Source organism: uncultured Mailhella sp. (assembly GCF_947631555.1).
Classification (GTDB): Bacteria; Desulfobacterota; Desulfovibrionia; order Desulfovibrionales; family Desulfovibrionaceae; genus Mailhella.
Genome location: NZ_CANRLT010000019.1, coordinates 21,728 through 36,230, shown reverse-complemented (window position 1 = coordinate 36,230; position 14,503 = coordinate 21,728). Strand labels below are relative to the sequence as shown.

20 protein-coding genes are annotated in these 14,503 nt (G+C 61.3%); 14 read left to right on the top strand and 6 right to left on the bottom strand.

The window, feature by feature from the left end:
- Positions 1-29: 29 nt before the first annotated feature.
- The 6 genes from Q0Z94_RS04475 to Q0Z94_RS04450 are packed head-to-tail and all read right to left on the bottom strand — an operon-like array spanning position 30 to position 5,053.
- Positions 30-422: a hypothetical protein gene (locus tag Q0Z94_RS04475; protein WP_298067825.1), complete on the bottom strand. Its 393-nt coding sequence runs from the start codon at positions 420-422 to the stop codon at positions 30-32.
- A 37-nt stretch (positions 423-459) separates the two neighbouring features.
- Positions 460-1,506: a type III secretion system export apparatus subunit SctU gene (gene sctU / locus Q0Z94_RS04470; protein WP_298067824.1), complete on the bottom strand. Its 1,047-nt coding sequence runs from the start codon at positions 1,504-1,506 to the stop codon at positions 460-462.
- Entirely contained in the window at positions 1,503-2,327 is an 825-nt protein-coding gene (sctT, locus tag Q0Z94_RS04465) for a type III secretion system export apparatus subunit SctT (RefSeq protein WP_298067823.1), read from the bottom strand. Before sctT ends, sctU begins: the two co-directional genes overlap by 4 nt.
- Before the next feature lie 10 nt (positions 2,328-2,337).
- Positions 2,338-2,598: a type III secretion system export apparatus subunit SctS gene (gene sctS / locus Q0Z94_RS04460; RefSeq protein ID WP_298067822.1), complete on the bottom strand. Its 261-nt coding sequence runs from the start codon at positions 2,596-2,598 to the stop codon at positions 2,338-2,340.
- Between the two features lie 14 nt (positions 2,599-2,612).
- The gene (gene sctV, locus Q0Z94_RS04455) at positions 2,613-4,703 is read right to left on the bottom strand and encodes a type III secretion system export apparatus subunit SctV (RefSeq protein WP_298067821.1); all 2,091 of its coding nucleotides are present in this window, start codon (positions 4,701-4,703) and stop codon (positions 2,613-2,615) included.
- Positions 4,700-5,053 carry a hypothetical protein gene (locus tag Q0Z94_RS04450; protein ID WP_298067820.1) on the bottom strand — a complete coding sequence of 118 codons (354 nt, stop codon included), beginning with the start codon at positions 5,051-5,053 and terminating at the stop codon, positions 4,700-4,702. The genes sctV and Q0Z94_RS04450 overlap by 4 nt, the downstream gene beginning before the upstream one ends.
- A gap of 78 nt (positions 5,054-5,131) precedes the next feature.
- Here Q0Z94_RS04450 and Q0Z94_RS04445 point away from each other — a divergent pair, with 78 nt between their 5' ends.
- Genes Q0Z94_RS04445 through Q0Z94_RS04380 form a run of 14 tightly spaced genes read left to right on the top strand, consistent with a single transcriptional unit; the run spans position 5,132 to position 14,347 of the window.
- Complete coding sequence (locus Q0Z94_RS04445) at positions 5,132-5,320, top strand: hypothetical protein (protein ID WP_298067819.1); 189 nt, start codon at positions 5,132-5,134, stop codon at positions 5,318-5,320.
- Positions 5,321-5,326: 6 nt separating this feature from the next.
- A complete protein-coding gene (locus Q0Z94_RS04440) occupies positions 5,327-5,746 on the top strand; it encodes a hypothetical protein (RefSeq protein ID WP_298067818.1) in 420 nt (139 codons plus the stop codon).
- Between the two features lie 11 nt (positions 5,747-5,757).
- Complete coding sequence (gene sctJ / locus Q0Z94_RS04435) at positions 5,758-6,513, top strand: type III secretion system inner membrane ring lipoprotein SctJ (RefSeq protein WP_298067817.1); 756 nt, start codon at positions 5,758-5,760, stop codon at positions 6,511-6,513.
- Positions 6,514-6,528: 15 nt separating this feature from the next.
- Complete coding sequence (locus Q0Z94_RS04430; RefSeq protein ID WP_298067816.1) at positions 6,529-7,170, top strand: sulfate adenylyltransferase; 642 nt, start codon at positions 6,529-6,531, stop codon at positions 7,168-7,170.
- Positions 7,149-7,766 carry an HrpE/YscL family type III secretion apparatus protein gene (locus tag Q0Z94_RS04425; protein WP_298067815.1) on the top strand — a complete coding sequence of 206 codons (618 nt, stop codon included), beginning with the start codon at positions 7,149-7,151 and terminating at the stop codon, positions 7,764-7,766. The genes Q0Z94_RS04430 and Q0Z94_RS04425 overlap by 22 nt, the downstream gene beginning before the upstream one ends.
- An 11-nt stretch (positions 7,767-7,777) precedes the next feature.
- Positions 7,778-9,094, top strand: a complete 1,317-nt coding sequence (gene sctN / locus Q0Z94_RS04420) for a type III secretion system ATPase SctN (RefSeq protein WP_298067814.1) — start codon at positions 7,778-7,780, stop codon at positions 9,092-9,094.
- Between the two features lies 1 nt (position 9,095).
- On the top strand, positions 9,096-9,596 hold the full coding sequence (locus Q0Z94_RS04415) for a type III secretion protein (protein ID WP_298067813.1): 501 nt from the start codon (positions 9,096-9,098) through the stop codon (positions 9,594-9,596).
- A gap of 8 nt (positions 9,597-9,604) precedes the next feature.
- Positions 9,605-10,252, top strand: a complete 648-nt coding sequence (locus Q0Z94_RS04410) for a type III secretion system needle length determinant (protein WP_298067812.1) — start codon at positions 9,605-9,607, stop codon at positions 10,250-10,252.
- An 11-nt stretch (positions 10,253-10,263) separates the two neighbouring features.
- The gene (sctQ, locus tag Q0Z94_RS04405; protein WP_298067811.1) at positions 10,264-11,286 is read left to right on the top strand and encodes a type III secretion system cytoplasmic ring protein SctQ; all 1,023 of its coding nucleotides are present in this window, start codon (positions 10,264-10,266) and stop codon (positions 11,284-11,286) included.
- Positions 11,287-11,295: 9 nt separating this feature from the next.
- On the top strand, positions 11,296-11,946 hold the full coding sequence (gene sctR / locus Q0Z94_RS04400; RefSeq protein ID WP_298067810.1) for a type III secretion system export apparatus subunit SctR: 651 nt from the start codon (positions 11,296-11,298) through the stop codon (positions 11,944-11,946).
- A gap of 15 nt (positions 11,947-11,961) precedes the next feature.
- Positions 11,962-12,297 (top strand): STAS domain-containing protein, encoded by a 336-nt coding sequence (locus Q0Z94_RS04395; RefSeq protein WP_298067809.1) that lies wholly within the window; start codon positions 11,962-11,964, stop codon positions 12,295-12,297.
- Between the two features lie 32 nt (positions 12,298-12,329).
- Positions 12,330-12,752 (top strand): ATP-binding protein, encoded by a 423-nt coding sequence (locus Q0Z94_RS04390; protein ID WP_298067808.1) that lies wholly within the window; start codon positions 12,330-12,332, stop codon positions 12,750-12,752.
- Positions 12,724-13,428 carry a lytic transglycosylase domain-containing protein gene (locus Q0Z94_RS04385; RefSeq protein ID WP_298067807.1) on the top strand — a complete coding sequence of 235 codons (705 nt, stop codon included), beginning with the start codon at positions 12,724-12,726 and terminating at the stop codon, positions 13,426-13,428. Before Q0Z94_RS04390 ends, Q0Z94_RS04385 begins: the two co-directional genes overlap by 29 nt.
- The gene (locus Q0Z94_RS04380) at positions 13,415-14,347 is read left to right on the top strand and encodes a hypothetical protein (RefSeq protein WP_298067806.1); all 933 of its coding nucleotides are present in this window, start codon (positions 13,415-13,417) and stop codon (positions 14,345-14,347) included. The genes Q0Z94_RS04385 and Q0Z94_RS04380 overlap by 14 nt, the downstream gene beginning before the upstream one ends.
- The last annotated feature ends 156 nt before the right edge of the window (positions 14,348-14,503 follow it).

The following is a 14,503-nucleotide window of genomic DNA, read 5'->3' as shown; positions in this document are numbered from 1 at the left end:
ATCTCTGGCGTTGTTTCAGCGATTTCGCGTTAACGGCAAGATCGAAGAACTTTTATCATTATTAAAGTGATACTCTCGCGCATAACCTCGCTCTGCCCCACGAGACCGGAGCCGGGCGCGTACATGCCGTCCACCGTCTTCTGGAGGTCTTCGTTGCGTTCCACCAGCACACGGTGCAGCGCCTCCAGCTCCGCATTCTTCGACTGGAGCTGCTGTATGAGCTGGGAACTCTGGAACTCCCTCGCCTCAACGCGGACCAGCATCATGCCGAAGGCTTCAGCAAGACGAACCACCGTCTCCGGGCCTGTTCCCTCGCGGGTCATGGCAAAAAGGCGATCGGCGTCCGCCTTGCGTCCCATGGCAAGATCGCCGCACAGCGCGGTCAGCAGCGATAAAAGATCAGAGGAAACAGCGTGTTCCACAGTCTCACCTCCCGTTCACAGCCCAAAGCCTCACGGCTCAGTTCCGGCGCTCAAGGCTCTGCACCCAGCGCAGGACTTCCGCCACGGGTCCGATGAGATCCCGCGGGATATAGGCGTTCTCCGTACCGTCCCGATACAGCGCTCTGGCCAGGGGGACGTTCTCCATGACAGGTATTCCTTCCTGCCTCGCCACTTCCACCATGCGCCGGGCAAGTCCGCCCTCGCCTCTGGCCAGAATGACGGGCAGGGGTGTCCGGCCCTTTTCATAGTCCAGCGCCACGGCGTAATGTGTGGGGTTTGTCACAAGCACCTTCGCTTTTCTTACGTTGCTCAGCGCGTTCTGCTCCGCCATCTCCTTGTGGAGCTGCCTGCGCCTGCTCTTGATCTGCGGATCGCCTTCGCTCTCCTTGTATTCCTGCTTCACTTCGTCTTTCGACATCATGTGATTCCTGTTGTACTGGTAACGCTGGTAGAGGTAGTCCAGCGCCGCCACCACACAGAATGCACCCGCGGCGAACAGGATCATCCGGGAGACAGCGCTGCCCAGCACGCTCCACAGCGCCCCTGCCCCTCCCTGCGAAACAAGAAAGAGCTGCGGCAGGCTGGTTTCGAGCACGACAAGAATCACCCAGGCGAGCACAGCCACCTTGACGATGTTCTTCACCAGCTCCACGAGGTTGCGCATGGCGAACACCTTGCTGAACCAGCGCTTCGGGTCAAGGTTCTCCAGCTTCGGCATGGCGGCCTTGTACGCAAAGACCACACCCGTCTGCGCAAGCACTCCCACGAGCGCCGCACCCATGACCACCCCCACCACGGGTGCGACGACGGACAGCCCCACGTCCAGCACCAGCGGGACAGCTCTGGCCATGGCCTCCTCATAGGGCAGGGAGATGAACGTCATGGGCAGCGCGACCATGCCGCTCAGCAGCTCGAAGAGATGCCGGGCCTCCACAAGCAGGTACACGCCCACGGCCAGCACGGTAAGCGCCGGAGCAATGTCCTGACTGCGGCACAGATCCCCCTTCTCGCGCGCCTCGCGCAGCCGTTTCGCTGTAGGTTGTTCCGTCTTCTCGCCGCTCATGGCATCAGTACCTTCAAATAGTCCATATCGGAGCCAAACGAGGAGAAACGGGAAGCCGCCCCGCTCATCAGCATACTGAAATAGAAGATGAGCAGCAGCGAAGCCACGGCGCTCTTGATGGGCATGGCAAGAATGTAGACGTTCAGCTGCGAGGCAAAGCGGTTGACCAGTCCGAGGGCCACATCGATGAGCAGGCAGGCGGCCACCACCGGCCCGGACAGGATGACCATGTCAAGCGCCAGCGCGCTGACCTTTCCGGCAAAAAACAGCGGCAGAGCCGTACCCTGAAACAGGGATGCCGGCAGCAGCTCTTCCACGGGCCAGCATTCATAGCTCGCGTACACCAGCCCAAGAAAGCTCAGAAAGGCCCCCGTGGAAAAAAAGACGTACACGGCGCTCTGGAAGAGAAAAGAACCGGTGGGCGAGGTCTGCTCTCCGCCCAGAGGATCCATTTCCGTGGCCTGCCCCGCGCCGCGCTGGTTGTCGATGAAAAAACCCGCGCACTGTATGGTCCAGAACATCATGCCTGCGAGAAGACCCATGAGCATACCGAGAAAGACTTCCTTCACGACCAGCCCGCCCAGGAACAGAAGCGCGGATGCGTCCAGATCCGTTTCCGGGAAGCGCAGAGCCATGTGTCCGACGAGCATCGGGTGCAGCACAAGGTAACAGGACAAGGCTACCGCAAAACGCACCGATCCCGTGACCACGGTGCCTCCCATGAAGGGCGCCGTCTGTATCAGCATGAACAGGCGGCTCATGCCGAGCAGCAGCGCCAGAAGATGCAGCCGGATATCGACTCCTCCCAGAAGCGCGTCCATACTGCGGGCCTCAGAGCAGATAGAAGCGGCTGAAGATTTCGTCCGCGTAGCGCAAAAGTTCACCGGACATCCAGCCCCCCATCAGAAAGATGGTGACGACCACGCACACGAGTTTCACGCCGAAGGTCAGCGTCTGTTCCTGAAGCTGGGTCACCGCCTGAAGCAGACTGACGAGTATGCCGATGACCGAGGCGATGACGATGGGCGGCAGAGAGATGATGAGCACGAGGTAGAGCGCCTGACTTGCGTAATTGATGGCCATGCTGTCCATACTCTCCTCCTCTGCTAGATGCGGATGCGGCTCACCGGCTGCACGGAGATTTCAGGCGTCACTTCCTGATAGGCCATGACCGGCAGTTCGTAGAGCTTGCCTTCGATGAGGCGGCGCACGTAGCGGCGGATGTCCATGGAGACCATGAGTACTGGCTTCTGTGAACTGCCGAGGGACTTGCCCGCGGCTTCGGTCACGGCAGTGACGATCTGCTGTGACGTGTTCGGGTCCAGAGACAGGAACGCGCCCGCCGAGGTCTGCCGTATGGCCTTGCGCACGGTCTCTTCCAGCGAGGGATCCATGAGTATGGCCGGAAGCATGTTCTGCCCGCGGGAATACATATAGCTGATCTGGCGCTTCAGCGCACCGCGCACATATTCCGTGAGCATGACCACGTCCTTTTCCTTCGGACTCCACTCGATGATGGCTTCGAGAATGGTACGCAGGTCACGGATGGATACCTGCTCCTGAACGAGGCGCTGAAAGATTTCGGCGATGCGCTGTACCGGCTGAAGGCGCGTGGCCTCGCGCACGAGGTCGGGGGCGCGCTCCTCCATGCGGTCGAGCAGGTACTTTGTCTCCTGAAGGCCGAGGAAGGACGCCGCATGACGGGACAGAACGAGGGAGAGGTGATAGGCCAGAATGCGGGCGTGTTCCATGCAGATCAGCCCTGCGGCCTCCAGCGTGACTCTGTCCCCGTCCGAAACCCAGAGGGAATCCACGTCCGGCAGGAACTTTTCGCCCCTGTGGAAGCTCACGCCCATCATGTCGAGAGTGGCGGGCTTTTCGCGCACGATGACCATGCCCTTTTCGAGGCAGCCCCGCGTCATGGGTATCTCGTTCACGTTGAGCAGATAGCACATGGACGTGAGTCCTGGATTGGGCCGGATATTGATGCCGGGGAACGGCACACCGAGGTCGAAGTACAGCGCGTGACGGAGCTGGCTGAGTTCCGCGTCCAGAGCGTCGTAGTTCATGGTCTCGCCGATGTCCGGCGCAATGTCCAGAATAATGGGTACGGTGGGAGAGAAATCGTCCTGCGGGCCGGAACTCCGCCTGGGTTCTTTCGCGGCTGCGGGCGCCAGCGCACGGGAAAGCCCGGCACGGCTGTCCCGGGCGGCGGGCATGGAGGCCAGGCGCTGAAGTACATAACCGAAGCCGCCCACAGCAAAGGCCAGGGCAAAGAGCTGCGGCTTCGGGAAGCCGGGGATGAGCGCAAAGAGGAAAATCAGGCCGCCCGCCATCTGCAGCGCTCTGGGCTGTCTGAAGAACTGCTCACCCACCTGCGCCCCCACGTTGTCGGTGGCTTCGCCGGAACGGGTGATGAGTATGCCTGCGGAGATGGAAATCAGCAGAGAGGGTATCTGCGAGACCAGGCCATCGCCGATGGTCAGAATGCCGTAGGTGTGCATGGCCTCGGAGGCCGTCATACCGTGCTGTGTGACGCCGATGACGACACCGCCCACGATATTGACCACAGCGATGATCATGCCCGCAATGCTGTCGCCCTTCACGAACTTCATGGCGCCGTCCATGGCTCCGTACATCTGGCTTTCGAGCTGCACGTTGTTGCGGCGGCGCTGTGCCTCGTTCATGTCGATGACTCCGGCGCGCAGGTCGGCGTCAATGGACATCTGCTTGCCGGGCATGGCGTCCAGCGTGAAGCGCGCCCCGACTTCGGCCACGCGCTCCGCACCCTTGGCGATGACCAGAAACTGCACGATGGTCAGAATGACGAAGACCACGGCGCCCACAATGAAGTTGCCTCCCAGGGCGAAGTCGCCGAAGGTGAAGATGATTTCGCCGGCGTCCGCCTGAAGCAGGATCAGACGTGTGGTGGTGATGTTCAGCCCCACGCGGAACAGCGTGGTGAACAGCAGCATGGTGGGGAACACCGAAAATTCCAGCGCACCGCGCACATACATGGACATCATGAGCATGAGGAAGGACAGCGTCATGTTCACGCCGATGAGCGTGTCCACCAGCGGCGTGGGCAGGGGCACGATCATCAGGGCGATGACCACGACCAGAAGCATGACCATGGCGACATCGTTGTGCCGGGCCATGAATCGCACGCCCGTTGAGGCTCTGTCCAGAAGGCTCATGCGCTTTTCCCTCCGCCGCTCAGAAAGGCGTATTCGTCACGCGCAGCCCGGGCCTCGGCCTTGCGGCCTTCCAGCCACAGTGCCTGTGCCTTCAGCAGATGAAGCACGGCGTAACGTGCTGGCAGCGGGCCGTTCATGGCGGTGCGCAGCCAGGTCAGCGCCTGCGCGCCGTCCCCGCGTTCGATGGCCAGTGCGGAGAGCGCCGCCAGTACCTGACGATCCGGCGCGGCGGTGAGCGTGGCAAGAGCGCCGTAGATGCGCGCAGCGCTTTCCCCGCGCCCCATGCGAAACATGAGATAGCCCAGCACATGCAGCGCCCGCCGCTGCTCCACGGTCAGAGCGTTCACCATCAGCCCCCTATCATCAGTCCGGTATAGGCCCGCAGAAGCTGTCCGTTCTCAAGAAGCGGACGCAGATCCTGTTCAACCATGTCCCGAATGGCGGGATCGTCAGCATCCTTCAAAGCCTCCGCACAAGATCGGGATGCCGCGGCCACACTGGGCCTCTGTCTGTTCCTCGCCGGACGCAAGGATGAGGCACGGAACGTGCTGGAATCGCTGACCGGCGGCGAAGATACCGTCGCAGATCTGGCTTCAACGCTGCTGGAACAGATGTAGGCTGTCATGGACATCGGAGCGCTATCCTCTTCGGGAGCCAGCCTGCTGGATATGCTGGAGCGGCTGCGCGCCCCACAGACCGGAAGCGCCGGTCCCTCTCCCGTCCCTGATGCCCTGGCACGGGAGTTCGAGCGGCTCATGGAACAGCCGCCCGAAACGCAGGACAGCGATATTCTTCAGCCCCGCGCTGCCTCCGGAACCACGCCGGCGGAACAGCGTCCTGCGTCCGAAGACAGGCTTCGGCTCGACGCCGCGGACAGCGGCATGGCGGAACCTGTTCCGGCCGTCCCCATGCTCTTCAGTCCCGAACAGCTCTACCATCTGCAATTTCTGACAAGTATGCTGCGCATTCAGGTGGAATCCGTGTCCAAGGTTTCTCAACAGACGGCTCAGGGATTCGATTCCCTGCTCCGTGCCCAATCCTGACGAAGGTCGCCATGCAAAGACTACGCTCTCTTCTCTCTCTTCTGCGCGCCGCTCTGCCGCTCGCGCTCATGCTGGCGCTTCTCGGCTGCAAGGCCGAGATCTATCAGGGGCTGAACGAAGAACAGGCCAACACGATACTTTCCGTGCTGCTCCGCCACGGCATCCTTGCCGAAAAGAACACTTCCAAGAACGGGTGCAGTATCGCCGTGGAAGAAAGCCAGATCGTGCAGACCCTGGACATACTGCGGGAAAACAGCCTGCCGCGGGAAGAATTTCAAAACCTCGGCAAGGTCTTCTCCGCTCAGGGCATGATTTCATCGGGCACGGAAGAACAGGCACGGCTGGCCTACGCACTCTCTCAGGAACTTTCCGACACCTTTTCCCGCATCGACGGCGTTCTCACGGCGCGGGTCCATGTGGTGCTGAGCCAGCACGATGCGGCCACGGGCAATGTCACGCCGCCCAGTGCGGCCGTCTTCCTCAGGCACACCCCGGAATCCCAGGCCACTCGTCTCATTTCCAGCATACGGGAACTGACGGCCAACGCCGTTCCCGGACTGGCGCAGGAGCACGTCTCCGTGATGCTGGTTCCCGTGCGTGAAACCGTGACCGTTCCCATGCCGCAGCAGGACACGCTTGCGGACAGGCGCGTTCTCGTCATGGCTGGGCTTGCGGCCCTGATCCTGCTCGCTGCGCTCGGACTGGGCACGGCCCTCTATGTGCGTTCGCGCCGGGAAAACGGAGTAAAAGAGCAGGAGAAGAAATAAAGGGAAGGCAACGCGATGGATCAACGCTTCCTCGTTGAAACGCTGGAGCAGAGACCCGAACTTTTCCGGGCCATGCTGGAGTTCAACAGAACTCTTGCGCCCCTGACTCCCGAAGCCGGAAACCCGCCTGTCTGGAAGGCTCTGTGCGCTGACGCCGCCTTTTCGGAAGCACTCAGGCGGCGGATGCCGTCCGCACCAGGTTTCTGGGACTTCGAGGAAGAATCTGCACGGCTGGCCCTGCTCCCCGAAGTTCTGTTGCATACACTGGGCCTCTACTTCAGCGCAGCCGTCCACGCCGAAGCCATCAGCGCCGTGGTGCTGCGCCCTCAGGTGCTGGCCCTGCGCGACATTCTGGAGAAAGACGTGTACTCCTACGCCCTCAGGCGCGGACGCTACCAGATCGGGAGCTTGCGTACACAGCTCCTCGACCTGGCCCAGGGAGAAAGTCTGCCGGAAAGGATACTCAGTCTTGCTGCGATCTCGCTTTCCCTCGTGGCCGCAGACTGGCCCGCCCGCCTGCCCTCCCTGTGCCCCGCCGTCCGGGAAACGCCGCTCTCCGCGCCCGTGCCGCGTGAACAGAGACGGGCCGTATGGTTCACCATGAAAAAAATTCTGCTCCGGGAGGTAGCACCCCAATGGGCGCCATGTTTCAACTAACGGCCAGCACCGTTTCGCCCGCTCCGGGGACGAAGATACTCAAAGCCGGGGACTACAGCGTACTGCTGGAGGCTAACGCCCTGCTCGAAGCTGCGCGCGCCCGCGCCGCCAGAATCGAGCAGGAAGCGCAGAAGGCCTACGAGGAACGCAGAGAGGAAGGCTACCGCGATGGTCAGGAAGCGGGGAAACTTGAACTTGCAGAAAAGGTCATGGAAACCGTACTCAGTTCGGTGGAATTCATTGAGGGTATCGAGGACACGCTGGTCAGCGTGGTAAACATGGCCGTCCGCAAAATCGTCGGCGAGATCGACGATGGCGAACGCATCGTGCGCATCGTGCGCACAGCCCTGAATACCGTTCGCGGACAGCAGAAAGTGACCGTTCGCGTCTGTCCCGCAGATGAGGAGGCCGTCAGCCAGGCGCTGGCCGCCATGACCGCTGGTTCTTCGGAGACCGCGTTTCTTACCGTGGTGGCCGATGCCCGCATGGAGAAGAACGCCTGTCTGCTGGAAAGCGAACTGGGCGTTGTGGACGCCAGTCTGGAAACACAGCTCAAGGCTTTTGAGAACGCCTTCCACAGAAAAATCCGCCAATAGGGAAAGAGTTCATGGCCTTTGAATACATCGGTCCGCTCCTTGAAGAAGCCGTTCACGAGACCACGCCCGTTGAGGTGCGCGGCCGCGTGGAGCAGGTGGTGGGAACCATCATCCGGGCCGTCGTCCCCGGCGTGAAGGTGGGCGAACTCTGTATTCTGCGCAATCCGTGGGAAGACTTTTCGCTCAAGGCCGAAGTGGTGGGCTTCGTGCGCAACGTGGCGCTGCTGTCCCCGCTGGGGAGCTGTCAGGGCGTATCCCCCGCCACGGAAGTTATTCCTACAGGAGAAATTCTGTCCGTGCCTGTGGGCGAGGAGCTGCTCGGCCGCGTTCTCGACGGCCTGGGCCAGCCCATCGACGGCGGGCCGGCGCTCAAGACCAGAGAACGCTATCCGGTGTTTGCCGAAGCGCCCAACCCCATGACACGCAAGATCATCAGCCGTCCGCTTTCGCTGGGTCTGCGCGCTCTGGACGGAATGCTCACCTGCGGTGAAGGACAGCGCATGGGCATCTTCGCCGCTGCGGGCGGCGGCAAGTCCACCCTGCTTTCCAGCATTATCAAGGGCTGTTCTGCCGAGGTATGCGTCCTTGCACTCATCGGCGAACGCGGCCGCGAAGTGCGCGAATTTATCGAGCACGACCTGGGTCCGGAGGGCAGGAAAAAGGCCGTTCTGGTGGTCTCCACCTCCGACCGCTCCTCCATGGAGCGTCTCAAGGCGGCCTACACCTCTACGGCCATAGCCGAATATTTTCGGGATCAGGGCAAAAGCGTCCTGCTCATGATGGACTCCGTCACCCGCTTCGGCAGAGCGCAGCGTGAAATCGGCCTCGCCGCGGGCGAACCTCCCACACGCCGCGGCTTCCCGCCCTCGGTGTTTTCCGAACTGCCCAAGCTCATGGAACGGGCGGGCAACTCGGACAAAGGCTCCATCACGGCGCTTTACACCGTGCTCGTGGAAGGTGACGACATGACGGAACCCATCGCCGACGAGACGCGCTCCATTCTCGACGGGCACATCGTCCTTTCCCGCAAACTGGCCGCAAGGAACCACTATCCGGCCATCGATGTCCAGGCGAGCGTCAGCCGCGTGATGAACGCCATCGTTTCCAGGGAACACAAGAAGGCCGCTCAGCGTCTGCGCCAGATTCTGGCCAAGTTCGCGGAAGTGGAACTGCTCGTGCAGATCGGCGAATACAAGAAGGGTGCGGACAAGGAGGCCGATGACGCACTGGCGCACATCGACGGAGTAAACGCTTTTCTGAAGCAGGGCCTGGAGGAAAAAAGCACCTTTGAACAGACCTTGCAGGGACTGTTCAGGGCGGTGAGCTGATATGGACAGCTATCCTCTGGAATCTCTGCTTTCCGTACGTCACTACCGCGAGGAGGAAGCTGCGGGGCAGGTACGCGAGGCTGAACAGCGCTGCCGGGAGGCCGAAAAGCGCACGGAAGAACTGCAAAAGGAACTGCACAGCTTCCGCATCTGGCGCAGGGAAGAGGAAGACCGGCGCTACGATGCCATCATGGATACGGCCATGAACCTTGAAGCGCTGGAACGGTTCAAGGCCGGTCTGGCCGCGCTGGCGGAACAGGAGACGAAAAAGCAGGACGGACTGCTTCAGGCGGAAAAGGAGCGGGAGGACTGCACGGCACGGCTGACACAGGCCAGAGACCGCGCCCGCCTTGCCCAGAAGGAAACGGCAAAGATACAGGCGCACAAGGACATCTGGAGCCAGGAGGCCCGCAAACAGGCTGAACGGCAGGAAGATCTGGAACTCGAAGAATTCCGCCCCCTGTCCCGCAAGGGGGCCGAAGCCGAAGGGGAAGACCTCTAGGAGCAGTCATGGACGATTTCAGCATACGCGACCACACGGCTCTGCACTCTGCCGTATCCTCAGCCTCATCGGAAAGCGCCATGCCTTCTGCGGATCGGGAACTTGCCGACACCTTCCGGCAGATCATGGAGGAAGACAGGAACTCCGGATCACGCCACGATCTGGAAAGCGGAAAGACAAAACAGGAAGCCGAAAACGCGCCTTTTCAGGAGACTGAAGAAGCACCAGCCTCCCAGGCAGCGCCCATGCCTGACCTGCTGAACAACCTGTTCTCCGGAAGAATGGCATTGTCTGCCGCGCCCGAGGTTCAGGCTCCGGCCCCGGAACGTCAGTGGGAAACGCTGGTAGACCGCATCCTTGTCTCCGCGCCGGAATCGGGAAGCCGGGAGGTGCGCATCAGCCTGAGCGAACAGACTCTCGGCGGCACGGAGATTGCGCTTCAACGCGGCGCTGACGGTATGCTCAGCATCGTCCTGAACACCAGAGACCCCGCAGCGTTCCAGACGCTGGTGGCAGCGCAGAACGATCTCAGGCAGCTTCTGGAACGACACGAACCCCTGGTCAGAGTGCAGGTCCTGCGGGAATCGAATCGGGAAGAGAACGATGCGCAGCGCCGTTCCAGAACCTATCACACTATCGACGAACTTGAACACTGAGGCTGGACGCCATGCCTGAATCCACTCTCCCTTCTTTCCGCTTTCCCAAACTTTCCGGCGAACAGGCGCGGCTTCAGAACGCACTCTCCATCCGTCAGTGGCCCGATGCGGTTCCCTTCGGGGCAGGAACAGCGGTTTTCCGGCTGCTGCCGGAGCCGGCGTCCTTTGAACCGGCCGCGTCACTGACCGCTGAACTTGACGGAGAGCGCTGGACCGTGGAACTGAGCAGCCTGGATGTGCTCCTTCGCCATCCCGCCCTGGCAGGATTTCAGGATCTATCCCCCCTGCTGCCGGATGCCGCGCGGCTCGCTCTGCTGGAGACGCTGTTCCGCCCGCTCCTCAACTTGATGCGCCAGAAACTCGGGACCGCAATTTCCCTGCTCAATGTACAGCTCGCCCCCCGTCCCGTCCAGAACGCCTGCGCCGCAGGAGCCGTCATGGAGCTGCCCGCCTGCGAAGCAGGACCGGCGCTGAGCGTGACGCTGCGGCTTGTGCCGGAGAGTGTTGAGCATCTGCTGCCCCTGCTTCGTTCCCGGCCGCTGCGGAAAAACGGCTTCCTTGCGGAAAGACTGGCGGAAGTCCCCCTTGAAAGCGTCTTCGAAGCCGGGTACCTTCAGATCAGCAGGCAGGATGCGCTTCGGCTCGCCCCGGGTGACATACTGCTGCCAGACGCCTGGCTCGCCTCGGAAGGCACGCTCCTGCTGCACATCTCTGCTGGACGCGGCGGCTGGCTCGGCTCTCGCTGTACCTTCCGCGAAGGACGTGCCGAACTGCTCTCCCCTCTAGCCTTTGAAACGGAGCCTTGTATGGACGACGATACAAAACAGGAACTGGATGTGCGGCTGAGCTTTGAACTGGAACGCCGCACCATCACTGTGCGCGAACTCGAAGCGCTGACTCCCGGCTATGTCTTCACGCTTGACGCCGATCTTCAGGCCCCGGTAACGCTGCGAGCCAACGGAAAAGCCCTTGGCCGGGGCAGACTCGTGGATCTGGGCGGCACGCTCGGCGTGCAGCTGACCGAAACACTGTAGAAGGCACACATGGGCAACATCGATCCGCTGTACCTCATGGTGTTCCTGTCCGTACTCGGACTGGCTCCCTTCTTTCTCATGATGGTCACTTCCTATGTGAAGATCGTTGTCGTGACCACCCTGGTTCGCAACGCCCTGGGCGTACAGCAGGTTCCTCCCACCATGGTCATGAACGGTCTGGCCATAGTGCTGACCATCTTCATCATGGCCCCCGTGGCCATGGACACCGCGGATCTTTTCAAAACCGTGACGCTGTCCCCGTCCTCAGGCCCCACGCAGGTCATCGAGGCTCTGGACAAGCTCAGTCCGCCCCTCAGGCATTTTCTCAAGGCGAATTCCAGCGAAACCGTGACCCGCATGTTCCTGTCCACGGCCAGGCGCATCTGGCCGCCGGAGCGCCACCACCTCATCAGCGAAGACAATCTCCTCATCACCATTCCCGCGTTCACGATCTCTGAACTCACCAGGGCGTTTCAGATAGGCTTTGTCCTCTATCTCGCCTTCATTGCCATCGACCTCATCATTTCCAACATCCTGCTCGCCATGGGCATGATGATGGTTTCGCCAACGACCATCTCGCTGCCGTTCAAGCTGCTGCTCTTTGTCACACTGGACGGCTGGCTCAAGATCAGCCAGGGCCTGCTGCTCAGTTACCACTAATTCCGGAGGCTTCCCTTGCTTATAGAAAATTCCGTTCAGGACGGCATCAGCGTCATCAAAGTTTCCGGCAGGATGGACGCAACCACCACGCCTCAATTCAATGAAGAATGTCAAAAACTTCTGTCGGCGGGTACAGGCAGGTTCATCATTGACCTCAGCGGTCTCGAATACATCAGCTCAGCGGGACTGCGCGGCATCCTGGTCATGGGCAAGGCCTGCAAAGCGTCCGGCTCCAGCCTGGCCTTCTGCTCCATGCAGGCCATGGTTGCCGATATGTTCAAGCTCTCCGGGTTCACGTCCATACTCAACGTCTACGCCAGTCTTGACGAAGCTCTGGCAGCCATGCGCTGAGCCGCCTCTCCAGGCGATCCCAAGGAGATCCCATGCCACAGCTCCATGTACCGGCCCGGCTGGAACAGCTCGCCGTTGTCAATGACTTTCTCAAGGCAAATCTTCCGCCTGAATTTTCAGCACTCCTGCCCACTGTGGAGCTGGTGGCCGAGGAACTGCTCGTCAACGTCTTCAGCTATGCCTATCCCGAAGGCAGCACGGGCAACGCGGAAGTCACCCTGCGCCAGACCTGCTTCGACGGCGAACCCATGCTCTGCTTCAGCGTCCGCGACTGGGGCGCACGCTTCAATCCCTTCGCCGAGGCCAAGGCCCCGGACCTCACCCTTGACACGGAAAGCCGTCCCGTGGGAGGACTGGGCATACATCTCATCCGCAGCGTCTCCGCTCATCAGGCGTACACCTTTGAAGAAGCAGCGAATCTCATTGATGTCTATTTTCGCATCCCTCAGGAATAACAAATTTCATCTGTGGAGATATTCTGTTCTGGCAGGAGCGCTGACGCTCCTCTTCTCAGGCTTTGCTCCCGCATCTTCAGTGCGGGCGGGCACTGTCCTTTCCGCGGACATCAGTATCAGGGAAACCGATGTCCGCAGCCGGTCCAGGGAAGAGGAACACCTTATCGACAGCCTCGACGTACTCCAGCTCTCCCCTTCGGCCAATCTGCTTTCCCTGTCTCCGGCTCCGCCGGCCGATCTTGCCGATCTCCCTGTCAGACGCATTCTGCCGCGGGGGGTCTGGCGCGACATTGTACGCAGGGCCGCCAAACGCTACGATCTTCCAGAAAACCTCATTTCCGCGGTGATCCATACGGAATCCGGCTTCAACTCCAGGGCAGTGTCCCCCAAAGGCGCGCGTGGCGCTATGCAGATCATGCCGGAAACGCAGCGGGAACTTTCGCTCAAGGACGCATGGGATCCCGAGGCCAACGTCATGGCCGGATGTTCCTACCTGGCGCGGCAGATCGCCCGCTTCGGCTCGCTGGAGCTGGGTCTTGCAGCCTACAATGCCGGACCGGAAGCCGTAGAACGCTACGGCGGCGTACCGCCCTTCAAGGAGACCCAGGCCTACGTCAAACGCGTTCTGGCCCTCTATCACCTTGCCGAAAAAGGAGCTTCCCATGACCCGCAATGACGCGCTGCTGACGGCAAGTCTCCTCGCACTTGTGTGCGCCGGAACGGTCACCCTGGGCCTGCTCTGGAACTCCTGGGAAGACAGACAGGCTCTGGAACGCAGGAACCGCGAGCTTCAGGCGTCTCTTGAGGCCTCCCGCATCCGGCTGGAAAATTTCTGCGAGTACCCCACGGGTGCGCTCTGCGACGTGGATACCCCCCAGGGCAGACTGTCCGATATCATGGATACGGCGCTGCCGGAACCAGGACCTGTCTCTGCTCCCGTACATGCCATCCCGGAAACATCCTCACCTTCCGCTTCCGGACTTCCGTCTCCTCTGCCGGAGACCGCCCCGGGGGAAGGCCAGGCAGCGCCTGTTCCGTCAGGCGGCACGCTGGCCCCCTCGGCCATGGCTGCCGTCTCCCAGTCTCCTGTGGCCGCTCAACATACAAAAACAGAGACTTCTTCTCCCGTGAGCGCGCAGGCTCCGGCCCCGGAGTCCGCACAAGCCGCTGTCCCATCCGAAGCCGCAGCTACGCCACGTTCCGCCTCTTCCGCAGAACCCGCGCCCGCTGCCCAGCCTCAAACCTCTCTCACGGACATCCTGAAAGAACGGCAGGAAACCCTTCCTCCCGGCCCGACGAAACGGACCTGGACCAACGTGCGCCAGACAAACGACCGCTTTACGCTCACCATCGCGGGCGAAGGCCGGACACTGAACGCCTCGGGGGAACTTCTGGAAACGCCTCCGCGCTACGTTGTCGTTCTGGATGGACTGTGGCGGCTGAAAGAACCCGCCGTGAAAAACAACACGATCCTCGCACTTCAGAAAACCTTCACCCAGGACCGCACCTTGCTCACGTTCTTCCTGAAGCGCGTACCAGAGGCCGCCAGCCTGACGCGCCAGGACGAACGGACGCTGACCATCGACATCCGCTGAACGCCCCGCTCCAAAAATACCCGCATGGCGCAGAGGCCGGCGCTCTGTCTGCGTCAGGTGACTTCACCCCTCCGCCGCCCCTTGAGTGCCGCCGCCTTTCGTGCTATAAGCAAAACTTTCCTGCGGAAGACAGCCTTACTGAAATTCTTGTTCAGG